This window comes from Glaciecola petra (assembly GCF_031846345.1).
Classification (GTDB): domain Bacteria; phylum Pseudomonadota; class Gammaproteobacteria; order Enterobacterales; family Alteromonadaceae; genus Glaciecola; species Glaciecola petra.
Genome location: NZ_JAVRHX010000001.1, coordinates 1,013,681 through 1,040,097, shown reverse-complemented (window position 1 = coordinate 1,040,097; position 26,417 = coordinate 1,013,681). Strand labels below are relative to the sequence as shown.

Annotated in this window: 23 protein-coding genes and 1 other RNA gene; 12 read left to right on the top strand and 12 right to left on the bottom strand. The window is 38.6% G+C overall.

Features of this window, described 5'->3' with window-relative positions:
* Positions 1-5 precede the first annotated feature (5 nt).
* Positions 6-1,625 carry a GMC family oxidoreductase gene (locus RM552_RS04605; protein WP_311367603.1) on the bottom strand — a complete coding sequence of 540 codons (1,620 nt, stop codon included), beginning with the start codon at positions 1,623-1,625 and terminating at the stop codon, positions 6-8.
* A 238-nt stretch (positions 1,626-1,863) separates the two neighbouring features.
* Here RM552_RS04605 and RM552_RS04600 point away from each other — a divergent pair, with 238 nt between their 5' ends.
* Complete coding sequence (locus RM552_RS04600; RefSeq protein ID WP_311367602.1) at positions 1,864-2,595, top strand: hypothetical protein; 732 nt, start codon at positions 1,864-1,866, stop codon at positions 2,593-2,595.
* Here RM552_RS04600 and RM552_RS04595 read toward each other — a convergent pair.
* Both RM552_RS04595 and RM552_RS04590 read right to left on the bottom strand, forming a co-directional pair.
* Complete coding sequence (locus RM552_RS04595) at positions 2,592-3,596, bottom strand: ion transporter (protein WP_311367601.1); 1,005 nt, start codon at positions 3,594-3,596, stop codon at positions 2,592-2,594. The genes RM552_RS04600 and RM552_RS04595 overlap by 4 nt on opposite strands.
* Positions 3,597-3,713: 117 nt before the next feature.
* Positions 3,714-5,189: a DUF3336 domain-containing protein gene (locus tag RM552_RS04590; RefSeq protein WP_311367600.1), complete on the bottom strand. Its 1,476-nt coding sequence runs from the start codon at positions 5,187-5,189 to the stop codon at positions 3,714-3,716.
* A 175-nt stretch (positions 5,190-5,364) separates the two neighbouring features.
* On the opposite strand from RM552_RS04590, the gene RM552_RS04585 reads away from it, so the two are divergent.
* Positions 5,365-6,579 (top strand): DUF445 domain-containing protein, encoded by a 1,215-nt coding sequence (locus tag RM552_RS04585; protein WP_311367599.1) that lies wholly within the window; start codon positions 5,365-5,367, stop codon positions 6,577-6,579.
* Positions 6,580-6,613: 34 nt separating this feature from the next.
* On the opposite strand, the gene RM552_RS04580 is transcribed toward RM552_RS04585, so the two are convergent.
* A complete protein-coding gene (locus RM552_RS04580) occupies positions 6,614-7,384 on the bottom strand; it encodes a ParA family protein (RefSeq protein WP_311367598.1) in 771 nt (256 codons plus the stop codon).
* A 100-nt stretch (positions 7,385-7,484) separates the two neighbouring features.
* Between RM552_RS04580 and RM552_RS04575 the strand changes: the two genes are divergently transcribed.
* Complete coding sequence (locus tag RM552_RS04575) at positions 7,485-8,885, top strand: wax ester/triacylglycerol synthase domain-containing protein (RefSeq protein WP_311367597.1); 1,401 nt, start codon at positions 7,485-7,487, stop codon at positions 8,883-8,885.
* Positions 8,886-8,975: 90 nt separating this feature from the next.
* Here RM552_RS04575 and fusA read toward each other — a convergent pair whose 3' ends face one another.
* The 4 genes from fusA to RM552_RS04555 form a co-directional block, all read right to left on the bottom strand.
* Positions 8,976-11,063: an elongation factor G gene (gene fusA / locus RM552_RS04570; RefSeq protein ID WP_311367596.1), complete on the bottom strand. Its 2,088-nt coding sequence runs from the start codon at positions 11,061-11,063 to the stop codon at positions 8,976-8,978.
* A 153-nt stretch (positions 11,064-11,216) separates the two neighbouring features.
* Positions 11,217-12,350, bottom strand: coding sequence for a 23S rRNA (cytidine(2498)-2'-O)-methyltransferase RlmM (gene rlmM / locus RM552_RS04565; RefSeq protein WP_311367595.1), 1,134 nt, complete (start codon positions 12,348-12,350; stop codon positions 11,217-11,219).
* Entirely contained in the window at positions 12,351-12,743 is a 393-nt protein-coding gene (locus RM552_RS04560) for a DUF423 domain-containing protein (RefSeq protein WP_311367594.1), read from the bottom strand.
* Complete coding sequence (locus tag RM552_RS04555) at positions 12,744-13,625, bottom strand: transcriptional regulator GcvA (protein ID WP_311367593.1); 882 nt, start codon at positions 13,623-13,625, stop codon at positions 12,744-12,746.
* Positions 13,626-13,841: 216 nt separating this feature from the next.
* Here RM552_RS04555 and RM552_RS04550 point away from each other — a divergent pair, with 216 nt between their 5' ends.
* Positions 13,842-14,135 (top strand): hypothetical protein, encoded by a 294-nt coding sequence (locus RM552_RS04550; protein ID WP_311367592.1) that lies wholly within the window; start codon positions 13,842-13,844, stop codon positions 14,133-14,135.
* Between the two features lie 206 nt (positions 14,136-14,341).
* Here the strand turns inward: RM552_RS04550 and ydiJ are convergent, their stop codons facing one another.
* Positions 14,342-17,404, bottom strand: coding sequence for a D-2-hydroxyglutarate dehydrogenase YdiJ (gene ydiJ / locus RM552_RS04545; protein WP_311367591.1), 3,063 nt, complete (start codon positions 17,402-17,404; stop codon positions 14,342-14,344).
* Positions 17,405-17,684: 280 nt separating this feature from the next.
* Here ydiJ and RM552_RS04540 point away from each other — a divergent pair, with 280 nt between their 5' ends.
* Entirely contained in the window at positions 17,685-17,837 is a 153-nt protein-coding gene (locus RM552_RS04540; protein ID WP_311367590.1) for a hypothetical protein, read from the top strand.
* Between the two features lie 111 nt (positions 17,838-17,948).
* Here the strand turns inward: RM552_RS04540 and ppsA are convergent, their stop codons facing one another.
* Positions 17,949-20,330: a phosphoenolpyruvate synthase gene (ppsA, locus tag RM552_RS04535; RefSeq protein WP_311367589.1), complete on the bottom strand. Its 2,382-nt coding sequence runs from the start codon at positions 20,328-20,330 to the stop codon at positions 17,949-17,951.
* Between the two features lie 175 nt (positions 20,331-20,505).
* On the opposite strand from ppsA, the gene ppsR reads away from it, so the two are divergent.
* Positions 20,506-21,318: a posphoenolpyruvate synthetase regulatory kinase/phosphorylase PpsR gene (gene ppsR / locus RM552_RS04530; RefSeq protein WP_311367588.1), complete on the top strand. Its 813-nt coding sequence runs from the start codon at positions 20,506-20,508 to the stop codon at positions 21,316-21,318.
* 1 nt (position 21,319) lies between these two features.
* Here ppsR and RM552_RS04525 read toward each other — a convergent pair whose 3' ends face one another.
* Both RM552_RS04525 and RM552_RS04520 read right to left on the bottom strand, forming a co-directional pair.
* Positions 21,320-21,652, bottom strand: a complete 333-nt coding sequence (locus RM552_RS04525; RefSeq protein ID WP_311367587.1) for an RnfH family protein — start codon at positions 21,650-21,652, stop codon at positions 21,320-21,322.
* A 1-nt stretch (position 21,653) separates the two neighbouring features.
* Entirely contained in the window at positions 21,654-22,082 is a 429-nt protein-coding gene (locus RM552_RS04520; protein ID WP_311367586.1) for a type II toxin-antitoxin system RatA family toxin, read from the bottom strand.
* A 78-nt stretch (positions 22,083-22,160) separates the two neighbouring features.
* Here RM552_RS04520 and smpB point away from each other — a divergent pair, with 78 nt between their 5' ends.
* The 6 genes from smpB to RM552_RS04490 all read left to right on the top strand — a co-directional run bounded on the left by smpB (position 22,161) and on the right by RM552_RS04490 (position 26,357).
* The gene (smpB, locus tag RM552_RS04515) at positions 22,161-22,625 is read left to right on the top strand and encodes an SsrA-binding protein SmpB (RefSeq protein ID WP_311367585.1); all 465 of its coding nucleotides are present in this window, start codon (positions 22,161-22,163) and stop codon (positions 22,623-22,625) included.
* Positions 22,626-22,667: 42 nt separating this feature from the next.
* Positions 22,668-23,034, top strand: a transfer-messenger RNA (tmRNA) gene (gene ssrA / locus RM552_RS04510).
* Between the two features lie 384 nt (positions 23,035-23,418).
* The gene (locus tag RM552_RS04505) at positions 23,419-24,123 is read left to right on the top strand and encodes a hypothetical protein (protein WP_311367584.1); all 705 of its coding nucleotides are present in this window, start codon (positions 23,419-23,421) and stop codon (positions 24,121-24,123) included.
* Positions 24,124-24,159: 36 nt separating this feature from the next.
* Entirely contained in the window at positions 24,160-24,372 is a 213-nt protein-coding gene (locus RM552_RS04500; protein ID WP_311367583.1) for a hypothetical protein, read from the top strand.
* Between the two features lie 105 nt (positions 24,373-24,477).
* Complete coding sequence (locus RM552_RS04495) at positions 24,478-25,263, top strand: hypothetical protein (protein ID WP_311367582.1); 786 nt, start codon at positions 24,478-24,480, stop codon at positions 25,261-25,263.
* Positions 25,264-25,358: 95 nt separating this feature from the next.
* Positions 25,359-26,357, top strand: a complete 999-nt coding sequence (locus RM552_RS04490; RefSeq protein WP_311367581.1) for an aldo/keto reductase — start codon at positions 25,359-25,361, stop codon at positions 26,355-26,357.
* Positions 26,358-26,417: the final 60 nt, after the last annotated feature.

Sequence of the window (26,417 nt, the reverse complement as noted above, 5' to 3'; positions counted from 1 at the left end):
CAATTCTATTCCGCGTATTCTGTTTTGATTAAGTCGGCTGCACGTTCAGCAATCATTATAGTAGGTGCATTCGTATTACCACCAACTAAACGAGGCATAACCGACGCGTCTATCACTCTCAAATTCGCGATGCCTTTTACTTTTAGTTCAGAGTCAACAACTGTACTATCGTCCTCTACTCTGCCCATTTTACATGTGCCGATTGGATGATAAATGGTCTCCGCTCGCTTGCGAATGAAGCTTAGAATTTCTGCATCGCTTTGCGCTTCGGGTCCCGGTCCAATTTCACGGGATTGATATTGAGTAAAAGCTTTAGCCGCTAAAATTTCCCGAGCCTTTTTTACCCCGTCTATCATGACTTTTTGGTCGTCTTCATGTTCAAGATATTTGGGATCTATAACTGCTGGGTGGCGCGGGTCGGACGATTGTAGTCTAATTTCACCGCTGCTTTTTGGATACAAGCAGCAAACGTGCAAACCATAACCATATCCAAAGGCCGTCTTTCGCCCATGGTCTAACAAAATAGCGGGCAAGAAATGATACTGAATATCAGGAACAGCTTCGGCGTATTGCGATTTAACGAAGCCCCCTGCTTCTGCAATGTTTGAAGAAAATAGTCCTTTGCGTTTAAACAAATATTGAAACACAGATTTTATATACTTAGGAATTGCACTGAATGCTACGGCATAACCTTCTCTCGCATCACATCTATGCTGCACTATCGTATCCAGATGATCCTGTAGATTTTGCCCTACACCAGGCAAATCGATTTCACATTCAATACCGTGTTCTGATAAATGTTGCTCAGGCCCTATGCCCGACAGCATTAGTACCTGAGGAGTATTAATTGCACCACTTGACATTATCACTTCTTTGTTTGCAAATATATTTAAAACCTGACCATCTTTGACAAACTTCACGCCCTTTGCTTGTTTGTTTTCAATGATTATTTTGTCTACACATGCTTGTGTAATTATTGTTAAATTGGGTCTTGCTATTGCATCAGTTAAATATGCTTTAGCCGCTGAACAACGTTGACCATCTTTTTGGGTTACTTGGTAAAAACCAAGGCCTTCTCTACTCGGTAGATTAAAATCTTCTATTACCTTTTCGTTTACTTCAGAAGCAGCTTCTACAAATGATTTTGACAACACATCTTTATGACGTAAATCATTAACGCAAAGTGGGCCCTTATTTCCATGGAACTCGCTCTCGCCATGTTGTTGGTTTTCAGCCTTCTTAAAATAAGGCAACACTGATTCCCAACCCCAACCTTCAGCACCGGAAGCTTCCCAATAGTCGTAATCTTCTTTTACGCCTCTAATATAAATCATGGCATTAATTGAACTAGAGCCGCCAAGCGTTTTACCTCTTGGCCAATGTAATTCTCGATTGTCTAACTGTGTTTGTGGTGCAGTAGAGTAGCCCCAGCCAATTCCTTTTATTCGCGCTAATAACGACAAACCAAAAGGTATATGAATTAAAGGATTTTTGTCTTTTGTCCCAGCTTCAAGTAAACAAACTGAAAACGCTGGGTTCTCAGACAGTCTTGCGGCTAGTGTCGCCCCCGCAGATCCGCCACCAACAATAATAAAATCGAACTCCGTTTTTGATAAGGAATACATAAAATACGGTCACTACCTGATAAAATTGACTACTACTACTCATCAAAATTAGAGTGAAATAAAAGAACTTTATTCTTTTGCAACTCATCTGATGTCCTACCAGTTAGTGTATCAAAAAAGAATACCAAGTGTTACTTTTCTGTTAAATCAGTTGCGTTTTATTTTCTGTACAGTCCTAATGCAGTCAAAACTCATTTCTTGACATAAACTCACTTATCGACACAATAAAGCAATTATTGTGAATAGAATGACCACTATGAAGCCAGACTGGCGCCTAAAACTTCGCTTAATTTCCGCTAGAATACTCATCAAATTAGGTAGATTAACGCATGCAGATTATTCCTCCTCTGAATTAAAATCTGCTGTGGATAAACATTTACCAGAAACCTTTCCAATTGAAGTTCCGGTGAGTAAGGGTGAACTGAGTTTATTGGAAGCACAAATTTCTATGCCCAAGAATGAAGCACTTATTGACGTACATTTGCTAGGAAGTTTATTAATTGGGCCAACAGTAAAACCGATATATCGTGCGCACATTACTATTCACCTGCAGGCCTATCCTATTTACGAAGTGGACACCAATATAGTAAAGCTAGAAAAACTATTAGTAAGCAATGTACAGTTAGTAAATGATGAATATTCAATTATTGAGGACAGTAAAGAATTACTTGGCTTATTGTTCCCCGTACCTTTCCAAAACTTATTAACGGGTACAGTTAAGTCAGCCATTGGCTTGTTAACAGGCGGTGGCTCAGACCTAGCGGTAGACTATATGAAGCTTTATTTATCTGGTAGTAAGCAGCGTATACTCGACTACCATAGACCACAAATAGAAGCGCTGGTCAGTGATTTTGCTCAAAGCGAAGAATTACAATACCAGCTGGATCCTAAAGAATTTGAAGAATATTTGTTTAGTTTATATGGTAGAGAAGTCATTGTTGAGGAGGGTAATTTACGGTTTAAATTTTAAGTGAGGTCCTCTTGAAACGTTTCTTTCCAACGCTTCTGAGACACGTGTTGTTTAATAAGTTCGATACACTCATTAACAATTAAAAGAACTTCTTGGTCTAGCATATGGTCTTCACTTGAAAAGCGACCCAGGCCATGTTCAATAAAATCATCAATTTTTTCGGGTGTGGCATCCTTAAGTAAATTAATAATAGATTTGGTGACAATATCAGTCACCGATTGCTCTAAGGTTCTTTCAATAGTATTGCCTAGCACGGGTACTAATTTTAAAGATGCCACCTGAGGGTTTTCACGTACAGCTTTTGATACGCTGGTATGAACATGATTGATAACCGATTCTGCATGTTTATTTTGCTCAATAGATTCCCCCACATGCACCATGACAGAGGATACCCACTGGGTGAGAATAGGCAGACGTGAAGCAATGACTTTACTACCAATATCTTCAATGAGCGGTGAGCCGGCTGCAATGTCTTTTTGCGCATCTGACAACACCTTTACCACTATGCGGTCACTTAACTCTTCCACAAACACGTTGTAGTAAAAAGTAATAAAGCGATAAACCGCTGTATTCCGAATATCAATGATTTCAAATTTTTGTAAACGGTATAATATTGAAAAAATACGTAGAAACCTGAAAACCCTAGCTCCACCCAAAGGAATACAACCTACTAGGTCATACCAATGAATAAAGGGGAAGAAATACCATCTAGTATAGATTTTACGCACAACGGCAGCTACCCAACGCACACAAAATTCTGCTAAAAAAATCGCTATAAAAGCTAAATCATAGAGTAAAAAATTCTCATGCACAGGCGCGTAAGCTTCTACTATGCTTGGTGATAAAGACGATAACAAAGCTTTAAACGCCCCAGTAGCAAAAAGGCCGTCAAATAAAAGCCAACATAAATTTACGACTAATAAAAAAAGCATAAATAAATCGACTATTAGCCATGGCCCTTCATGGCTTGATTTAAGTTTTGAAAAACTAAAGTTAATCATACTTACTCAGACGATCTATCAATAAGTACGCCATTAAACCTGGCTATTGCTTGCATTGCATGTAAATTGGTCATCGAGCTAGTTTCCATTCGATTTTTAAATGACTGTAAAAAGAAATTAGTTATCACCTACAACTTTTAATCCATTATGCTTGCCTAAAATCCGTGCTTCTCGTTCCTTTAATAACTTCAAATATTTGCGTAAAGTCTTACTAATGAGGGTGTTTCTTTTAACCAAATCAAGTTGTGGCCAAGTCGCTCTTTCACCATGTTCAAATAGTTCTGCAAGACTCTTTTTACTAGGGTTAGAGACAATATGGAGAAAATTGGCAATAGTGGGGTCAGGTAAAATGTTAATATCTCCCATATACTGCTGGTCAATAATTGAACGTACTTTATGAATACCCAATTTGGTTTGACGATGGCTAATCGCGTTTTCAAGCACGTCAAATGCATAAATGCTATTTATTTTGGCTAACTTGGCCACATAACGCATACTTAAGCCAACAATACCAGATGTATCACGCTTATCACGTGCCCTAAACAAAGTAGAGATAGGGTTGGTTTGACTCACAATACTATGATTCACTCCATACAGGCGGGCCAAACGTTTAAAAGGTAAATCGGCCATGATAGAGCCATCAGCAAAACGACGGTTAGGAATATAAGGTACCACTTCTCCTGCTTGATTTTTTGCTTTCAGCTGCACCGCAGAAAATACAATGGGAATGGCACAAGAAGCTCTTACCGCTTGCGAAATAATTGCATTGGGTGATGTTTTTGCGTTTAATAATCGAGAGTGCTGATGTAAATCGGCGGGTGACACTGTAATCGTTACGTGTTTCCCCGTTTTTTTGAATGCTTCTTCAAACGTAGTTAAGTCGAATAGCTCGATTAGTGCATTTTCGAGGTTTGTGCTATCAAACAAGCTATCTTTACTAAACCCGTTCCATAAGCGCCATTCACTAAATTTTGAATGGATAACATCTGGCGTTAATATGTCTTTTAGTTCTTCATTGGTTCTGGTCCCAACAAGTGCCGCAAGTATAGAACCTGCGCTAGCACCAGATAGTACGTCTGGCAACAAGTCATGTTCTACTAAACATTTCAGTACACCACCATGAAAGAAGCCTAAGCCTGCGCCACCGCTTAACATCAAGCAACTGCGGCCAAATGCATGTGCGGTTTCATCAAAAAATGAAAGCTTTTCGTAGTAATCAATTATGTTTTCATCTGCCTGATAAATAAAATCTAAAGATTCACATACTTGCTCAATAAATTCTTCAATTAGCCTTTTGGTGCCTATTTTGGCCTGAGCGTTCAAAGACGACGCTGCTATATTTCCCAAGTTCCCATGTAATCCTTCATGCAAGATATACATCAACCCAATAGCGTCATTGTTTGCTCTGGCTTGTTTTATTCGTTGAACGCGTTTTCGAATTGCACGATAGTCGTAATCTTTACATGCATCTTTTGCCTTCCATTCGTTTGCGCCCGACAACTCATCATGGGCTTGAGCAGCTTCTTTGTATTCAGCATACGACTCGGCTGTTTTCATGACGTTCTCTAATTCAGAAAGTCTTTTATTTGCCATGCTATTTAGTCTCTTTTTCGAAATAATCGCTAAATTTAAACGTAAATAATTAGAATTAGCTACCTAAATTGACTAATATTTCTTTTTTTGTGTTGACCATCTTGATTCCGATGGTAGCCTGATAGGCATGAAGTTAGCCTACAAATAAAATAATTAGACGGCGCGTTCCAATTTTATGAATCTTGGTTTAAATATAGAAACACTTACTTTATTGTCAATTCCCTTAATCAGCGCGATTGTGGGGTATTGCACTAATTTCCTGGCACTGAAAATGATGTTTTATCCTATTCAGTTTGTTGGAATAAAGCCAATATTTGGATGGCAAGGACTCATTCCAGCCAAGCGTCAAGAAATGGCAGAAATTGCTGTAGAGCTTGTGCTTGGTAAATTATTAAGTGTACAAGAGCTTGCTGCCCGGATTGATTCAAATGAATTAACTAAAGCAATAGACCGTCGTTTGAAACAAGTCCTGCGAAAAATTGTAAACGAGGTCATGCGAGAGTGTGCCCCGCAACTCTGGGCATCGTTGCCAGTTCAAGGAAAAAATTTAGTCTACGCTCGAATCGAAGCAGACATCCCAAACATTGTTGGCAACATGGTCGATGATTTTCAGCACAATATTGAAGAAATCGTCGATATTAAAGAGCTCGTGGTCAAAAAATTAGTCGAATCTCCGGCATTAATTAACGAAATTTTTCTAAAGTCAGGGGCTAAAGAATATCCGTTTATTGAACGTTCTGGCTTTTGGTTCGGTTTGTTATTTGGCTTACCAACAATGCTAGTCTGGATTGTTTTTCCGCAATGGTGGGTGCTGCCACTTGGGGGTTTAATTGTAGGCTATTTAACCAATTGGATAGCAATAAAAATTATCTTTGAACCCAAACAACCTGTTAAATTTTTGGGTTTGACCATTCAAGGTATGTTTTTAAAACGCCAACACGAAGTCTCGAGGGTATATTCGGACATCATAGAAGAAAAGTTAATGACCTCCGAAAACATCACTGAAATTGCCTTACATGGTTCTGGGTCTGAACAATTGTTAGAATTGATGGAGTTGCATGTAAACGATGCAATTGAACGTTATATCGCGATAACACAGCCATATTTTGCTATTGGTGTGGGCTCTGAGTCCTACTATAAAATGAAAGAGCTGGCGAGCAGACGTATTTTTGAAGACTCTGATAAATACTTACCCTATGCCTTCGAATATTCGAACAAAGCATTGCGCATTGGTGATGACTTATGTGAAAGGATGCGGGCACTCAGCCCTGAAGAGTTTGAAGGTGTGCTCCGTCCAGCCTACGAGGCAGATGAGTGGAAACTCATACTCACAGGCGCCCTTTTGGGTATGGGTGCGGGTTTTATGCAATTGTATTTAGTTTTTATGTAAGCAAACGGGTATAAAGTCCTAAATGCTACTTGCTCTAATTTCCGTTTTCCAATAAATCAAAAATAGCTAACAGCGATAAACTAAGTTTATGTTTAGGTGCAAATGTTATAAGCGGCTTTTTCGCTTGATGAGATTCACGCATTTTTACCGATTGGCTAATATATTCATTCAGCACAGGATAGCCCTCTGCAATTAATTCGTTAATAATCTGTTTAGGTAAATTAGCATTTGTCATAAATTGATTTGCAATGATGCCCTCAATTTCTAATTTAGGATTGTGATCTTCCTTAATTTCTGCAATTTTTTGCTGCAAACTATACAAACCTTGGCGTGCAAAATCATCGCAATCTATCGGAATTAGGCACCTATCTGACGCGATTAGCGCCGATAAGCTATAAAAATTCAACGCAGGAGCTGTATCAATATAAATATGATCAAAGTCTTTGCTCATGGATTCAAGCGCTTCTCGTAATTTATATATTTTATGTCGACTATGCAGCTCACTTTCTAATTCGTTTAAACGTTGAGCCCCCGGGATAATAAATAAATTGTCCACTTGGGTTGTCTTGCAATATTCAATAGCTGCTCGACGATGGAGATGAAAAGTAATCGTTTGCTCAAAAAGATCAGCAATTGTGCTTTCTTCTGGTGTTGCTAGAGCGTCTAGGTAAGCTGTGCTATTGCACTGAGTATCTAAGTCTATTATTAAGGTACGAAAGCCTTTACTTGCCGAAATGGCCGCTAAATTGACTGTTAGACTTGATTTGCCCACGCCACCTTTTTTATTGAACAATACTCTTATCACGCTTTTACTCTCCATCAGCCATTATTTTCAATTGCTTGTATTGTAGAATGATAATACTCTGGTACCAAAGTGCCAGAAAAATTATGTAGGGGACACGTTCTTGAGCAAAAAGATTTCATTTCTAGACCGAATGTTCTGGATAACTGAGTCAAAAGCAAATCCCAAGCATGTGGCGGCTATGCAATTATTAGAAATACCTGAAAACGCCCCCACTGACTATGTTGACCAACTTTACGCTGAATTACAAAGTTTTGACAGTGCTGTGACTCCATTTAACTGCAAAGTAAGCCAGTTTTTGGGATACCCAATTAAATTAACACCTACCAAACAAATTAATATGCAATACCATGTGCAATTACATATTGTAGATGACATCACAAATAAGGTGAAACTGCATAAGTTTGTCGCTAAATTGCATGAAAGTTGGCTAGATAGAGACAAACCCCTTTGGCAATACCATCTTATTAAAGATAAACAAAGTAAAGTATTTGCCATTTATGTCAAAGTGCATCATATGTGTGGTGATGGTGCCTCGCTTATTCGAATATTTCAAAAAGGATACAGTGAAAACATTAACAGCTCCGATTTTGTGCCCGTGTGGGCCTCAAAAAGCGCATCAAGAACAAAGCCCAAGGTAAATATATTTAAACGAATACTGACGGGACTTTGGGGGTTTATAGTTGCGATAAAAGACCTGCTTTGGATTATCTTCCGTTTGATGCTAAAACTACTGTGGATCAATCGTGTTTACATGCCAATTCCATTTACTGGCACAAAAACCATTTTGACAGGCCAAGTAAAAATTGGTCGTGTAGTATCGAGTATGGATATAGATTTTACTCGAGTAACTAAGCTAGCAAAGCGTTTAAGGGCCTCTGCAAACGAAATACTATTATGCGCCTTCGATATTGGTGTTCACCGTTTTCTCGAAGAACATGGTCAAGGGTTTGATAAAGCCCTATATACCAACATGCCAGTTAATTTGCGTAAACCAGGTGAAACAACAGCAGGTAATCAAATCGCTATTGTGCCGGTTAAACTGGCCTTCGATGAACATGATCCTTATTTAAGGCTACGACAAATTATTGAAAACCACCGCATTGTAAAATCCGTAGCGAGAGAATCACACCCTGCCGCTTTTAGTTACTACACTTTGCTAATTCAATCTTTCTCAACATTATTTGAAGTTTTACATATATCAGATTGGTTTCGACCCATTGGTAATATTTTGGTTAGTAACATGCCTGGCCCTGCCAATACACTTTACTTTAAAGATGCTAAATTACTGTCAAATTATCCAATTTCGACTATCACTCCAGGTGGCGGTGTTAATATTACCGTGGTTACTTATAACGGAATAGCGCAAATAGGCTTAGTTTCGTGTGATTCTAAAATAGACAGCTTAGACAATATGGTGAAGTATTTTCATGCCGCATTTAATATGCTAGAAAAATGCGTCGACGATGATTCACTCAGCATAAAAGATATCGTCATACGCTAGTAAATAAGGTGTTAGCAAAATTAAGATACAAAAAAGCCGTTCAAGTTGAACGGCTTTTTATTTTTATTTAAGAAAAGCTAGTTTAAACAATTATTTTGCTGCTTTACGCGCTTTTACTTCTTCAATGACCTTCTCTGACACATTAGCCGGGCAAGGCATATAGTGTGAAAATTCCATCGAGAACTGACCACGGCCAGACGTCATTGTACGTAAGTGTCCGATATAACCAAACATTTCTGAAAGAGGCACATCTGCTTTAACACGCACGCCTGTTACGCCAGCTTCTTGATCTTTAATCATGCCACGACGACGGTTTAGGTCACCGATTACATCACCTACATGGTCGTCAGGCGTAAATACGTCGACTTTCATAATTGGCTCGATCAGTTGTGGACCCGCTTTTGGTATAGACTGACGGAATGCGCCTTTAGCTGCTATTTCAAACGCTACTGCAGATGAATCAACCGCGTGGAAACCACCGTCGTAAAGCTCAACTTCAACGTCTAACACAGGGAAGCCAGCCAATACGCCTTCAGCCATCATGCCCTTGAAACCCTTTTCAATTGCTGGGAAGAATTCTTTTGGAACATTACCGCCCACAACAATAGAGTTAAATACATAACCACTGTTTGGCTCACCTGGACGAATTCTATAGTCAATTTTACCAAACTGACCAGAACCACCAGACTGCTTCTTGTGCGTGTAAGAATCTTCAACCGCTTGCGTAATGGTTTCACGATAAGCAACTTGCGGCTGCCCTACTACCAATTCAACGCCGTAAGTACGCTTAAGGATATCGACTTTAATATCTAAGTGAAGCTCGCCCATTCCCTTAAGGATAGTCTCGCCTGAATCTTCATCTGTCTCAACTTGGAAAGACGGATCTTCAGCAACCATTTTACCGATAGCAATACCCATTTTTTCAGTTGAACCCTTATCTTTAGGTGCAACGGCAATAGAGATTACTGGATCAGGGAAAATCATAGGCTCAAGCGTACATTCATGCTTAGGATCACATAAGGTGTGGCCTGTTTGAACGTTCTTCATGCCAACAATCGCGATAATATCGCCGGCTTGAGCGCTATTTAATTCAGTACGGTCATCTGCGTGCATCTCAACCATTCGGCCAATACGCTCAGTTTTACCGGTAGCCGAATTCAAAATGGTATCGCCTTTGTTTAAGGTACCAGAATATACTCGAATAAAGGTTAGCGCACCAAAACGGTCATCCATTATTTTAAATGCAAGGGCTCTAAATGGTTCGTTTACATCTACTTTAGCAACTTCACCAGTAGGCTCACCTGTTTGAGGATCAGTTAGCTCTTGTGCGTCTACTTCTGTAGGGCTAGGCAAATAATCAACAACAGCATCTAGTACGTTTTGAACACCTTTGTTCTTAAACGCAGAACCACAGTAAGTTGGGAAGAAGTCTAGTTTACGTGTACCTTCACGAATACAGTGCTTAACTTGCTCAATAGTTGGCTCTTCGCCTTCCATATAAGCCATTAACAAGTCGTCGTCTTGCTCTAACGCAGTTTCAACGAGTTGTTCATGGTATTCTTCAACTTTGTCAACCATATCAGCAGGAACGTCTGTAATTTCGAAGTTCTCCGGTAAACCAGTATCGTCCCATACGTATGCTTTTTTCTCTAGCACATCAACAATACCAACAAAATCGTCTTCGATTCCAATGGGCAATGCCATAACTAAAGGATTTGCACCAAGTACATCTTTAACCTGTTTTACCACTCGGTAAAAGTCTGCACCCATACGGTCGAGTTTGTTAACAAAAATAACACGAGCTACTTCAGATTCGTTAGCATAGCGCCAGTTAGTTTCTGATTGAGGCTCAACGCCACCAGAACCACAGAATACGCCAACACCGCCATCAAGTACTTTCAATGAACGATATACTTCTACAGTAAAATCAACGTGTCCAGGAGTATCGATGATATTCATACGATGATCTCTCCAGAAACAAGTTGTTGCTGCTGATTGGATAGTAATACCACGCTCAGCCTCTTGCTCCATGAAATCAGTAGTTGATTCACCGTCGTGCACTTCACCAGTTTTATGTATTTTACCGGTAAGTTTTAAAATTCGTTCTGTGGTGGTCGTTTTGCCCGCATCTACGTGAGCAAAAATACCAATATTTCTGTAATGGGCTAAATCTGACATGCTTTCCACTTTATTGGTTCGTTAAAAATTTCGGGCGAATTATATAGATCATTGAAGTGAATTTACACCACTTTAGAGTTTATTTTTGAAACTAGTCGATAATTCACTCCAATAATGAGCAAAAACTAAGAAAACAGTCGACAAATCTTTAATTTAATTTGGTTTTGCTAAAGCTTTTAACAACTGAGTATTGGTAATAATTACTATGCTTATTTCATCTCTATTGTGATAAAGCTGTTTTGCTGCAAAATGATATTCTTCAAAATGTGTAGACAAGGTGTTTTTAATATTTTGTAGGATAACACTAACTACCTTATAGCGCTTTGCCATCGGTAACTTAAGGTTAAATATCGCCGCATTTGCCTTGCGCGACACCAGCCATTTGAGCATTAAGTCAGCAACACGACTGGGTTGTTCGAGCATATCGCAAACTAACCAATCTACGTTTCCTTGCTGAGGTTCATATAAAAAGCCATCTTGAGAGTAATATTCTACAAGCCCTGTTTGCAATAAATTTTCTGCGATTTCGCCATGATCAACGGCCTCAACAATAATATTCCTTTTTATTAATTGATAAGTCCAGCCGCCAGGACATGCGCCAAGATCAACAGCGCGCATACCTTTTGTAAATAACGCGGTTTGTTGATTTTGGCTAAAAAATAAGAGTAATGCTTCTTCTAACTTAAGAGTAGACCTACTAGGCGCTTCCTGCGGCATTTTAAGACGTTTTATCCCCATTGGGTTGCTGCTACTGTCATTAACAATGCTAATCGCTAAGGTGCAGTTAGCACTGGTTTCAAATATTGCGTGCAAACGTACAGATGATTTTGTGTCATTTCCTATCGGAGTTAATAAATTCAACTTTCGTAGAGCCGTTCTCAAGGGCACTAAAAATTTTTTACAAAACTTTGCTATTTTTTTATTTTTTTCATTTTCAGCATACTCAACAAACACTTCGGAAAAGCTTTGCTTAGGACAAGCCATTTGTAAATAAGCCAGAATTTCAGCGACTCTATTGTCAGTTTTAAAAGCAATATCGCTTAATAGGAACAACTTTTGTCGCGCAAAAATCAACTCGCTAAATTTGGGTAATTTTGCATTCAACCGCGTTATTTCGTTAATCGACTGAATATGGTCAGGATTTTGTTTATTTAGGTGAAACCTCACCAGGGCATCGTTTTTATTAAACTTCCCATAACCATAATGGTTGTTGATAGCGAGCTTATCTTGTAATTCAGCCAACAAGTCGGCTTCATAACCCGAACGACAGTAAAATATTAACTCCATTTAAGATTGCTTTTCTTTCTGACTAAGTTGGTACGCAAACAATATAAAAGCCAACCAAGCAATTAAAAATAACAAGCCTCCAATCGGCGTAAAGTAGGCAAATGTTTTTATGCCGCTTAACGCTAAAGCATACAAACTGCCGCTAAACAGAAAAACTCCAGCAGAGAAGCAACTATTTACTACATTAACAGCACGAACATCAGATTTGAGCAAACTAACACTCAACAAGATCGCCAAAGCATGATACATCTGATACTTAGCAGCGGTATCAACAATACCTAACTGGTATTCTGTTAAAATATTTTTAAGCCCATGAGCCGCAAAAGCACCTATGCCTACTGCACAGAAAGCAAAAACAGCACCGACTATGATCCAATGGTAACTCGATTTCATTTATTCCCTCGCCTGCTCTAACATCCAATCTGAAAAAGTATTGATTTTGCTGTTTTCCGCTTGCGTACTTTTACAAACTAAATAATAGCTATTTTTCGATTCTATTTTTTCGTCAAAAGGACAAACCAACCGACCGCTTAAAATGTCAGGCTTGGCTAATACAGTGCCAGACAAAGCAACTCCTTGACCATTAGAGGCTGCTTGTAAAACTAACATAGTATGAGAAAAAATCGGACCTTGATTTACGTTTATACCCTTTACTTTAAAATGTGATAACCAATTTTTCCACACAACTCGAGTATTGTCGTGCAATAAACGATGGTCTTTTAAATCGAGTAAATTACCAAGCTTGTTCCCTTGCAATAAAAGTGGTGAGCACATTGGGGTTAAATATTCTTTTAATAATTGAATTGAGTGCAAATTCGGCCAATTCCCAAGCCCATAGTAAACAGCTATATCAACCGAGTCATCAAGGAAACCGTCATCTAAATCAACGGCCTTTATTCGCACATCTATATCAGGATGAAGTACCGAAAACAGGTGTAACTTTGGCACCAACCAATGACTAGCGAAACTTGGCGGTGTTGCAATTGTTATTGTGCCCTTCGCACTCATTTCAGTGAGCCTTTCGGTAGCTTCTTGTAAATGAATAAATATATCTCTCAATTCATGAAAATAAGACTGCCCCTCTTCGGTCAACAACAACGAACGATTTTTTCTGTGGAATAATTTAATCGATAAATAATTTTCAAGACTTTTGATTTGATGACTCACCGCAGCTTGGGTCACAAACAGCTCATCTGCTGCTTTTGTAAAACTTAAATGACGTGCTGCGGATTCAAAGGCTTTTATTGCATTGAGTGGCGGTAATCTTTTAAGCATTAGGCTATTTCCTGTCGGTTCGTTATAGATTAGTTTTTCTAATCAATAATATCAATAAATTTCGTTAAACTATTATTGGAAATGACCGTAATATTGTACGTGATAAGTAAATTAATTTATTTATTATCAATAATTTACAGATGTTAATTAAAATTTAAACATTAGTAAATTTAACGTTTATTTTATATCAATTATTTTAACCTTTAGGAAATCTAAATGAAATCAATATTTATAATTGCTGGTATCGTACTGTCAGCTTCAAGTTTTGCATCTCCCCCGATAGAACAGTCGAACATTTTTAATGACATTAAAAATGATAGCGTACTTGCTCAAAAACTTAATAAACAAGACCTGATTGAAATCATTGGTCAGCATAACGATGAAAGCAATCAACTTGCATTACCACAAATAGAATTGCTACCAATTGTAGACTTGATTCCCAGTCAAACTGGCAGTAATAGTAGAATAGCCAAGGTGATTAAACTAAAACAAGTCGCAGTTAGTGAGTAGATGGCTTATGTTAGAAAGCCAATCTTCTGATATACCTGTAATAAAGTCCGACACAGTGGCAGAGAGTAATCGGCATTAACGATATACTGCCACCGTGTTTTTCAACATTTCCCTTTCATTCAAGGCAGTCGCCTAGGTCTTCAAATTATTAATTTACCGCACTGAGTAGTCATATTAGTATGCGCGGATTCCAAGCATTTACTCATTCACGAAATGACAGAAGCTAAAACCTCGATAGGATGTTTTGGCCTAAAGTTATCTATACGTTTTACTTGACTTCGGCATGAATAACCTGTGGCCAAAATTTGAGTGCTTTCAGATAAATCGATAGTTTGTTTCCAACTTAAATCGTAGATTCCTCTAGAGTTATCCAAATGTTCTAATTCATGCCCATAGGTACCTGCCATTCCGCAACATCCTACTGAGACTATGTCAAGATCAAGTCCACATTGAGCAAACGCATGCTGCCAATCTTTTTCACTCTCTGGTAAAGCGGTTTTTTCTGAGCAATGACTCAACAGCTTATAGCTATGTTTTGGGTTGTTTTGGCTACAAACTTTAATGCCGTTCAGACTATTTCCATCTTTTAACCATTCGCTTATTGTCAGCACCTTAAAATTCACTTTAGAATCGCCTAAGCACTTTTTGTATTCATCACGATAACAAAGTACTAAGGATGCATCGGCCCCTACCATTGGGATACCTAGTTTTGCAACTTCATTGAGAAATGTAGACGTAGTACCTGCGGTTTTTGCAAAAGCAGTTAAAAAACCTTTTACATGTTGCGGTTTTCCATTCGGTGAGAAAGGCAAAATAACAGGTGTTTTCTGTATTTTTTGAATGAATTTAACCAGTGAAACCACAATTTCAGCATCGTAAAACGATGTAAATGGATCTTGCACAATCAAAACATGCTTATCTCGCTGCTCTTGTGGCATTTTCATAAGCACCTCTAGTGACGCTTGTGATGTTAAATATAAGGCACTGTCTTGAACTTGCGCTTTTAAAGTGGGCGACGAAAGCAAGGGAGTATCGACGTAACCGACAACATTTTTTAACAGCCATTTTGAAGGTGCAAAATCTGTAAGTGAATTAAAAAATCGAGGTGACTTTGCCATCAAGGGAGCAAGTGTTTCTACTTTTGCGACGAAGTAATCCTTCATGGGACGCATATAACGAGAATAATAAATGGCTAAAAATTTTGACCTGAAATCTGGAACATCAACCCCAACCGGACATTGCGATGAACAAGATTTACAAGCCAAGCAGCCATTCATTGCATCAAACACTTCATGATTAAAATCAGTTTTGCTGAATAAACTATTCCAAATTCGTTTGTATATATTACTTTTGAATGATGATGGAGAAATAGTTTGCTTAGTAACAGCAGAGTCGAGTTTTGCTAGCTGAAACAACCATTCTCTTATCAGCCCTGCCCGGCCTTTTGGACTATGACGACGGTCAGCAGTAATTTTGCTCGACGGACACATTGGCGATTTGGTGTCATAGTTAAAACATAATCCATTGCCGTTACAACTCATGGCACTTTCAAATTCGTTTTTAAAAGAAATAGGAATTTGTCTATCGAAAGTAGCTCGTTTTTGATCACTGACTTGTACTAATGTGTGATCAGTATTAGCTGGAACAGCAATTTTACCCGGATTCATTTTGTTTAAAGGATCAAAAACAGCCTTAATTTTACAGATTTCGTGGTATAAATCGTCGCCAAAAAAGGCTTGTGCATATTGGCTGCGATAGCCTTTGCCATGCTCGCCCCACATAAGCCCTCCGTATTTGGCGACTAGACTAACCACTTGATCAGAAATTTTCTCTAATAGTAATTCTTGCTCGGGATCGCATAAATCCAAAGCTGGTCGAACGTGCAAGACACCGGCATCAACATGCCCAAACATCCCATATTCCAAACCATGGGAGTCGAGCAAATCTCGAAACTCCATAATAAAGTCGGCAAGATTTTCTGGCGGAACAGCAGTATCTTCGGTAAAAGCGAGTGGTTTTTTCCGTCCTTTAGTTTTACCCAGTAAACCAACAGCCTTTTTGCGCATGGCGTAAATCTTTTTAATATCAACCCGGCTGTCAATGACTTGAAATCCGATGACACCATTTTTGTTATTTTGTTGAATCTCGCTGTTTAATCTGTCACCTAGTTCTTTGATTTTAGCGCTTATCTCTTGCTCTGATTCGCTATTGTATTCAACCATGTTTAAGCCATTCATGGTTTTATTTGGCACATCTTCAATCAAAGTTGCAACTGAACTCCAAGATAAGTCGGTACGCGCTAAATTAAGCACTTTACTGTCAACTGTTTCTACCGATGTCGCGTTAGCGGCTATCATGCTTGGCGCATGACGAAGTGCCGATTCAAAATCATCATATTTGATATTTACCAACTTGGTATATGATGGTATTTTGCTTATGTTTAATTTGACCTCAGCAATAAATGCAAGCGAACCTTCAGCCCCTGCGATAAGTCGACCTACATCTATTGTTTCTGCTTTATCGTCAAAAGTGTGTTCAAGATCATAACCCGTTAAAAATCGATTTAACCGCGGGAATTTAGCTATAATTTGACTGCGTTTTTCTACACAAGTACTTAGAGCTTGGTGGTAAATTTCACCAATCATGCTCTTCTCTTGTGCCAGTTTTTGGGCTTCGGTTTTATTAAGCGGTGCTGTATTAAGTATGTCGCCATTAGCTAAAACAGCAGTCAAGGCAAGTAAATGATCGCTGGTTTTACCGTAGACCAAAGATCCTTGACCTGAAGCATCGGTGCTCACCATACCGCCAATCGTTGCGCGGTTGCTAGTAGATAAATCGGGAGCGAAAAAATAACCATATGGAGCTAAATAGTCATTTAAAGCATCTTTTACTAAGCCCGATTGCACTTTGACCCATTCTTGTTCTATATTGAGCTCAATAATCGCATTCATGTATCGCGACGTGTCGACCACTACTCCAGGCGTCAATGATTGACCATTGGTACCCGTGCCACCGCCTCTGGCGCTAAAGGTAATCTCAGGCATATCTTTTGCTGTTTCTGCCAAAAGTTGTAAATCAGCTAGGTTTCTGGGGTGCAAAACCGCTTGAGGCATTTTTTGATAAATAGAATTGTCAGTGGCAACCGCTAAACGACTAGAATAAGAATACTCAATATCGCCTTGGTAATCGCTATTTTTCAGGGCATTTACATAATCTAATGTCGTCTCATTTAAATGAGAGTCAGGTAATAATTTAGGGAGTGCGTTCAATCAGGTGCTCCTACTTGTCGAGGCAACAGTATACAGACTGATTTTTAGTGACTAAAGCCAATTCCATATTATTTTCTATCAATTTATAGCCAAAATTTCTTTACAACTGATTTCCACCTTCACAACTGTTTAATATTTACACAATTAAGTGCATTCTAATTTTTGCCGATACATCAAGAGAAGAAGTAAGTTAAATCAATCATTGCAAATTATAAAATCAATATAATCAAGCAATTACGCTCAAGATATGTTACTATCACAGCGTTGACAAGGAGAAACGATGATTAAGTTATTCAAAGAAGCATTTAAGCGTAGACACCCATACGCCCCCGTTGCTTATATGGGAAGGAAAAATTTTGAGAAATCAATGGACTGTAAAGTATTGAAATTAAAAGAGTTAGACAAGAGAATGGCGCAAGAGGCCAAATCGTAGTCGCTCTCAAAGTAGAATGGTAGCGTTATTTACGCACATAGACATTTTATCATTCAAAAAAAGCGAGCTAGTCATCGACTGCTCGCTTTTTTAATGCCCTAAATTTAGTCTTTAAGTACAGTTTTTTTGCGATTCTGCCAAATATAACCACGTTTCAACGACCGTATCTGGATTAAGCGATACGCTATCGATACCTTGCTCAACTAACCAAGCAGCAAAATCTTCATGATCAGACGGTCCCTGACCACATATTCCCACGTATTTACCGCGAGCCTTAGCAGCTTTTATGGCCATCGATAATAAAGCTTTAATTGCGTCGTTGCGTTCATCAAACAGGTGAGCAATTAGGCCTGAGTCACGGTCTAGTCCAAGAGTTAATTGTGTCAGGTCGTTTGAACCAATTGAGAAGCCGTCAAAGATGTCTAAAAACTGGTCAGCAAGTAATGCGTTAGAAGGTAGCTCGCACATCATGATTACGCGTAACCCTTCCTCACCTTGTTTTAGGCCCTGTTCAGCTAACAGTTCAATAACTTTCTGGCCTTCTTCTACTGTCCTTACAAAGGGGATCATAATCTCAACATTAGTTAATCCCATCTTGTTTCTGACACGTTTTATGGCTTCACATTCCAAAGCAAAACAATCTCTGAAGCTTTCCGAAATATAACGACTTGCACCTCTGAAACCTAGCATGGGATTTTCTTCATGAGGTTCGTATTGGTATCCACCAACAAGGTTAAAATACTCGTTAGACTTAAAGTCTGACATTCTTACAATCACCTTTTTAGGGGAAAACGCAGCACCAATTGAAGCAATGCCTTCAACTAGTTTTTCAATATAAAACTCTACTGGCGATGCATAACCGGCCATTAAATCATTGATTTCTTCCTTCACGTCATCAGGTTGTTCGTCAAAATTTAGTAAAGCCTTTGGATGCACACCAATCATTCGGTTAATAATAAATTCTAATCGAGCTAAACCTACGCCTTCATGGGGTAAGCGGCCAAAATCAAAGGCTCTGTCGGGGTTGCCCACGTTCATCATCACTTTGAGAGGTAAATCAGGCATAGCATCTATACGTGAAGTCGTTACCTCAAAATCAAGTACCTTATTATAGATATACCCTGTATCACCTTCTGCACATGAAACAGTGACTTCGTCACCTGTGTTAATAGCGTCGGTAGCATCGGTACACCCTACTACAGCAGGAATACCCATTTCACGCGCTATAATTGCAGCATGACAAGTTCTTCCTCCTCTGTTAGTAACGATGGCCGAGGCTTTTTTCATAATGGGTTCCCAGTCAGGATCCGTCATGTCGGTAACCAACACATCGCCAAGCTCAATTTTGTCCATTTCAGCAATAGAGCCTAAAACTTTTGCCTTACCCGCACCAATTTTGTGACCAATGGCTCTGCCTTCACAAATCAGACTAGCTTTACCGTTTAGTTGGAAACGCTCAATAACTTGCATATCTTCTCGACTACGAACAGTTTCTGGTCGTGCTTGCACAATATATAATTTACCGTCTACACCATCTTTGGCCCATTCTATATCCATTGGACGTTTATAATGTTGTTCAATTATCATGGCCTGTTTTGCAAGCTCCATAACTTCTTCGTCATTGATTGAAAACTGAACACTGTCAGATTTATCAATATCTACAATATCAACTTGCTTGCCATGCTCGAGATCATCTGAATAAATCATTTTGGTTAATTTGCTACCAATATTTCGTCGCAAAACGGCTGGCTTACCATTACTCAATGTCGGTTTATGTACGTAAAATTCGTCAGGGTTCACTGCGCCTTGAACAACCATCTCACCCAATCCATAAGAACTGGTGATAAACACCACATCCTCAAAACCAGACTCTGTATCAATAGTAAACATAACACCAGATGCTGATAAATCACTGCGCACCATGCGTTGAATTCCAGCACTTAAGGCAACTCCTTTGTGATCATAGCCCTGATGTACCCGATACGAAATAGCGCGATCGTTAAATAAAGAAGCAAACACATGCTTAATGGCGACTAAAACAGAATCGTAACCTTTAACATTCAAAAAAGTCTCTTGTTGTCCTGCAAACGAGGCATCAGGCATGTCTTCAGCAGTAGCCGAAGAGCGAACAGCAAAAGATGCTTCGTCACCCGCATCTGCACAGAGTGTTTCAAAAGCGCCTTTGATAGCATCTTCTAATTCTTGTTGAAACGGCGTATCTAAAATCCATTGGCGGATTTGCTCACCTGCCTTTGCAAGCGCATTTACGTCATCTACATCCAATGCATCTAAAAGCGCATAAATCTTTGCTTCAACACCACTTTTTTCTAAAAAGAGATTAAATGCATAGGCCGTAGTAGCAAAACCACCCGGTACTTGCACGCCAGCATTTGAAAGATTTGATATCATTTCACCCAAAGAGGCGTTTTTACCACCGACTCTATTTACGTCATCCATGCCTAAATCTTGATACCAAAGAACATAATCTTGCACTGTTTGAGCCTCCGCGTTTATCGCATATGAGTAGTTTAAATTGAAAGTTTACAATATGAGCAACAAATTGCTTAATCTGTGCTACGTTAGCTATGTGGATTGTAAATTGGCTTTCATTTGAAAGTAAAATTTATTTTTTTTCGTAAGAAAATTACAACAATGTTAAGGAGATGTTGTGCGCGCTGCATTTTACATATCAGACGGAACCGCTATAACTTCAGAGGTTTTTGGGCATGCTTTATTGTCCCTATTTCCAATTGAATTCGAACATTTCACTATCCCTTTTGTTGAAACCGAACAACATGCTTTAGAGGTAATTGAACAAATAAAACGCGCTTATGAAAAAACAGGTGAGCGACCGCTTGTTTTTTATACCATGGTTAACTTAGACATTGGTCGAATTATTAGTCATTCTGTAGGTATTAATTATAAATTTCTTGACCAATTTGTTGCGCCGCTTGAAAAAGTAATTGGTGTGCCTTCTAAGCCCGAAAAACATCGCACCCATTCTATGCATGAAAAAACCTATGATATTCGCATTGAAGCGGTTAACTATGCCCTTGCAAATGATGATGGATCTAACTTAAAAGATTATCAAGAAGCCGATATTATTTTAGTAGGCGTGTCTCGTTCTGGCAAAACCCCAACGAGTTTATATCTAGCTTTGCAATATGGTATTAAAGCCGCAAATTATCCTTTTACTGAGGACGATATGGGGGATATTCTAAAACTACCGCCAATATTGCGCAGATTTAAAAACAAACTATTTGGTTTAACAATAGGTGCCGATAGACTGCAAGAAATACGTTCTGAACGCAGAGCCAACAGCCGTTATGCGTCTATTAAGCAATGCAGGATGGAATTAAGAGAAGTAGAAAATTTGTACCGAAAAGAAATGATACCGTTTCTAAATAGTACATCGTTTTCGGTTGAAGAAATTTCTGCCAAAATTCTCGCTACAACGGGTTTACAGCGCAGAAAGTACTAGCCTAGTTGGTTTTAGCTTTACCGCCCGTCACTCTGTTTGCGCGGCCCTCGTCTTTGGCTTTTTCAGCTCGGCGTTTGCGTACCTCTTTTGGATCAGCAATTAATGGCCGATAAATTTCAATACGGTCACCGCTTTTTAATACTGTGTTTAGTTTTGTAGTTTTATACCAAATACCCACTTTATTGACTGCTAAATCGATATCAGTATGAAGTTGCAGTATGCCAGATTGCTCAATAGCTTTCTCGACTGTGCAATTTTCCTCTACCGAAATAGCGAGTAAAGTCTGTTTTTCGGGTAGAGCATAGGTAATCTCAATCGTGATATTGTTCGACATTTTAATAGACCTCTTTCGCGCGCTGCGTAAACGCTTTTACCATATTGCTGGTAATACTTTTAAAGAGCTTGCCGAATGCCATGTCGACCAACATATTAGAAAACGTAAATGCCATATTTAGTTCTATTTTGCAGGCTTCGTCAGATAATGGGGTAAAAATCCAAATACCAGAAAATGTATCAAAGGGCCCTTCAAGTAAATTCATATCAATAGAGCGCCCTGGAATCAGTGTGTTTTCGGTTACCAAGCGCTGTTCAAAGTTGGCCTTTGATAAAATCATTTCTGCTTGCATACTAGTTTCATTTTCCAACAAAACATTACTGGTTTTGCAACCAGGTAAAAAGCTTTGGTAAGCCGCTACATCGTTGACTAAATCATACATTTGTTTGGCGCTATATGGCACCAATGCGCTTTTATTAATACTTGGCATATCTAAACTGCAATTATTCCTCAAAATAAAGTGGGATGTTAGAGACATCCATCTGCATTCGCGGCTATAATACCGCGCATGAAGAAGAAACAAAATAACAATAACACGATTGCCCGAAATAAAAAGGCGCGTCACGACTATCATCTAACAAGTAAATTTGAAGCTGGCTTAGAGCTGCAAGGGTGGGAAGTCAAAAGCATAAGAGCGGGTAAAGCCAATATTACCGACGCTTATGTTTACGTCAATAATGGTGAGGCATTTGTCACTAATATTCGCATACAACCATTAAGTGAAGCATCGTCGCACGTGATTTGCGACCCAACTCGTACTCGTAAACTTTTGCTAAACAAACGTGAAATCGAAGAATTAATGGGCGGCTTAGACCGTCAAGGTTTGACGATTGTTGCTACGGCGATGTATTGGAAAGCATGTTGGGTAAAACTAGAGATTTATCTAGCTCGCGGCAAGCAAGACCATGATAAGCGCAATGATATTAAAGATCGCGAATGGTCTCGGCAAAAAGAACGCTTGATGAAACATTAATAGTATCGAGCCTTGGGCTTGTGCTATCATAGTTGAAACACTGGGGCTGTTTTGGATTCGACAGGATTCAATGATGTTTTAGGTGCATGCAGAGGTGCGGTTGGCCTCTTTAAAAAGCCGCAAAAAAATAGTCGCAAACGACGAAAACTACGCACTAGCAGCTTAATAACCTGCATAGAGCCTCTTCGCCCTAGCTTTTTTCTGTAAGACGGGGAGTTCGAAGAGTCAAACCCAAACAGGATCGTGTGGAATCTCCCGCCTGAGAGATGAAGCATTAAAACTAATTCAGGTATGTATTTAAGTGGCGTGTCTATTCGCAGCTTGCTTACGAGAATAATAATAGACTAAGCATGTAGTACCGAGGGCTGACGCTTTCTGGACGGGGGTTCAATTCCCCCCAGCTCCACCACTTTAAATAACGAAGGCTGATTTTTCAGCCTTTTTTATTGTCTAAAATAACACCAAGACACACTGTTTTAAAGGCCTAAAGAGGTATTCATCTGTCGGTAAGTATTGCTAAGTAACATTTAATAGTGCTACATTTTGACACACGAATGGGGAAATGTTCTTTAGATTTCTTGCTTCAGGAAGTGTCACTCTTGCGGTGGGCGAAGCGCTTCATTCAGGAAATGTTTTTAATGACATATATTCTGTTCTGGCTGATATATTTTAAACTATTAATAGTAGACAGTTATTTATTTGATAAACGATTTGGATTATTTTTAATTTTTAAATTCATGCTAGGGTATCAAATTAAATTAGATTAGCATTGCGGTATTTTATGAGGTTGAATGTGGAAAGAATTTCCTTTGTACTTTTTTATATGTTGTTGATTACGTCATGTACGAATTATGAAAAATTAGACATCCAAGACATTAGAGTAAATGTTTATGAAAGTCACGAGCAAAATGTGAATCTATTGGCGGCGTTGTTAAATTATGATTTCAATTATCTCATCAACAAAAAATACGAAATCAATAAAGAGCATTTGAATTATGTTGAATTAGGTTTTGATATTGATAACTCTGAACACATTGCTTCTGTTAGAATCGTTTATGATTTAACATATTTTAAGGATAAGGATGTTCTTGATGCTACAAAAAAATATTTTGAAAGTTTAGTATACTGGCTAATCGATTATCATATTGTAAACGAGGAAAAATATCCGAAGTTATCAGTGACAACGTACGATATTGTTCATTCATTTTTGAATCAAGGACAACCGAATCAATATAAACGCTTTTCCTCAAGAGCCCAGGAAAATTTAAGTAAAAAAGAGTATTTGCTGTTTAGGCAGGACTTTTATGAAATATGGGGAGAATATTCAACGTTTTCATTTTCCAACCTTCAGTTTTATGAAGGAGAAGGAGGTACCCTTATATCTTCATTGAAATTTGACGTTATTTTTACCGACGGGAAAAAAACCACGATACAAATAATAATGCAAAAAGAAGGTGATATATGGAAAGTAAATCTAATTAACGCTCCGCTTGAATAAAAGAACTCAGATTTTTTGCAAAACTTGGAATAAAACATGAAAGCCCAAAGAATCTCTGATAAAGCCCCTATCCTATGTCATCCTGCAGTCGTTTTTGTCATCATATACGTCTTAACTGCCATCGTAATATTGACGGGTTATGACTTGTCAGCAGTTGCAGTTTGTTCATTTATTGGGTTCCTTTCTATTACCTTAGCTTCTATTTTGCGTGAATTAGTTTCGTGTAATTACTTATTATCACGCAAGTAGTGATAGACCAAAAGGCGACTGCATAGACCCTAAGGGTTTAATACCGGATCCGCCGGTTAAGAAACCAGACCCCCTTGACTTATTAAACAATTAGGAGATTCTTCATTGAAACATATTTCGTATCTGATTATTTTACTTGCCTTTAGCGTCGCTGAAATTAAAGGAAAAGAGTCAACATTTAGTTTAGCAAAACCTCATATTCCAAGTAATCAGCGCTGTGAGCTTGCGAGTAAATATATCAATGAGGCCTTACTTCCGGTCGAAGAAAATCTTAGCAACTATAAAATTCTTGGGAATTGTGCACTGAAAATCGGTGATATCAAGGTAGCTAAATATTATTGGGGAAAAGCAGCACTGCTTGGAGATGAATCAAGCTTAATAAATATTGGTATGATAAGTAGTTTAGATCCATCATCCGAGCAAGAAAGGTATTTTGGTATAACGATTCTAAGAAAAGTGGGGAATCAAAATGTAAAAGAAAAGTCAATGAGCAAGTTGTTTAGTGCCCTTATGATTATCTCTTATCCTTATGAAGGCTTATCAGATAATATAAAAAAACGAAAAACAGTCGCAAAACTTCTCGCAGAAGCAGCAGAACTAGAACATACGCATGAAATCTACCTGTCTGCGATGGTAATTAAATATCTTGTAAATCTTGGTTATTTTGAAGAAATCGAATCGACTGACCCGAGAGTTGAGCAAGTTCTTCAAATTGCAAGAGATACGAAGCCATATTATTGTTATATGAGCGAAGTTTTGGAGAGAAATTTATATAAGGTTCCTCAGAAAAAAGAGCTTAATCAAAGGTACAATAATGGTTGCATAATTGAATCTGAAGCACTCAACAAAGAAATTGAAGAAATTTTGCAACAGGATGAAAAGGTTAGATAAGAATTTAGTGGTCATCGTCAATTAAGACTAATACTTAGTTGTATGAAGCTTTTTTAATACACTTATATTAGCATTTATTCAATAGGCATTTGTTCATGGAAAATTACCAAGCCAGTATAGATAGATACAAACACAGTCAATATAAACGCTGTGGTAACAGTGGTTTGCGCTTGCCATTTGTTTCTTTAGGTTTATGGCACAATTTTGGGGCTCAGAATAATCTGGACCTAGCACGTGACATGGTGCTTAGAGCATTTGACTTAGGAATTACCCACTTTGATTTAGCCAATAATTATGGACCCCCCCCAGGAAGTGCGGAGTCGTTTTTTGGGCAAGTTCTTAATACTCAACTCAAACCATATCGAGATGAATTAATCATTTCTACAAAGGCTGGCTATGGTATGTGGGATGGCCCATATGGTGATTGGGGTTCACGTAAATATTTGATTGCGAGTCTCAATCAGAGCTTGCAGCGAATGAACGTGGATTACGTCGATATCTTTTATCATCACCGACCCGATCCAAACACCCCCTTGCAAGAAACCATGCAAGCTTTAAGCGATATAGTAAAATCGGGTAAAGCCTTGTATATAGGCTTGTCTAACTACGATGGTGAAGGTTTATTGAAAGCGAATAAAATCTTACAAGAGCTCGGTACGCCATGTGTAATTCACCAACCTCGTTTGAATATGCTAGATCGTGAAATGGAAAACGAAAGGGTTCTTAGTGCCGCAAATCAGTCTGGTATCGGAACTGTGCCCTTTTCACCATTGGCACAGGGTATGCTGTCGAACAAATACCTCAATGGTATTCCCAGTGACTCTCGAGCTAGCGACCCAGACGGTTTTTTAACACCCGAGCAAATTACACAAGAAAAGCTCAATACAATTATAAAACTAAATGAATTTGCAAAAGCTCGGCAGCAAACACTACCACAATTGGCAATTAGCTGGCTTCATGCTAAAGAGTCAGTGACATCTTGTATTATCGGTGCCAGTAAAATCTCACAAATAGAAGAACTAATGGCTACAGAAAAACATACAGCACTAAACGAAGATGAGATGAAAGCACTTGATTTGATACTTCAGGTCTAACATTGTGGATTAATCAGATAAAACCTCGGGGACAAAGCGCTTAAAATCACATAGAAATTA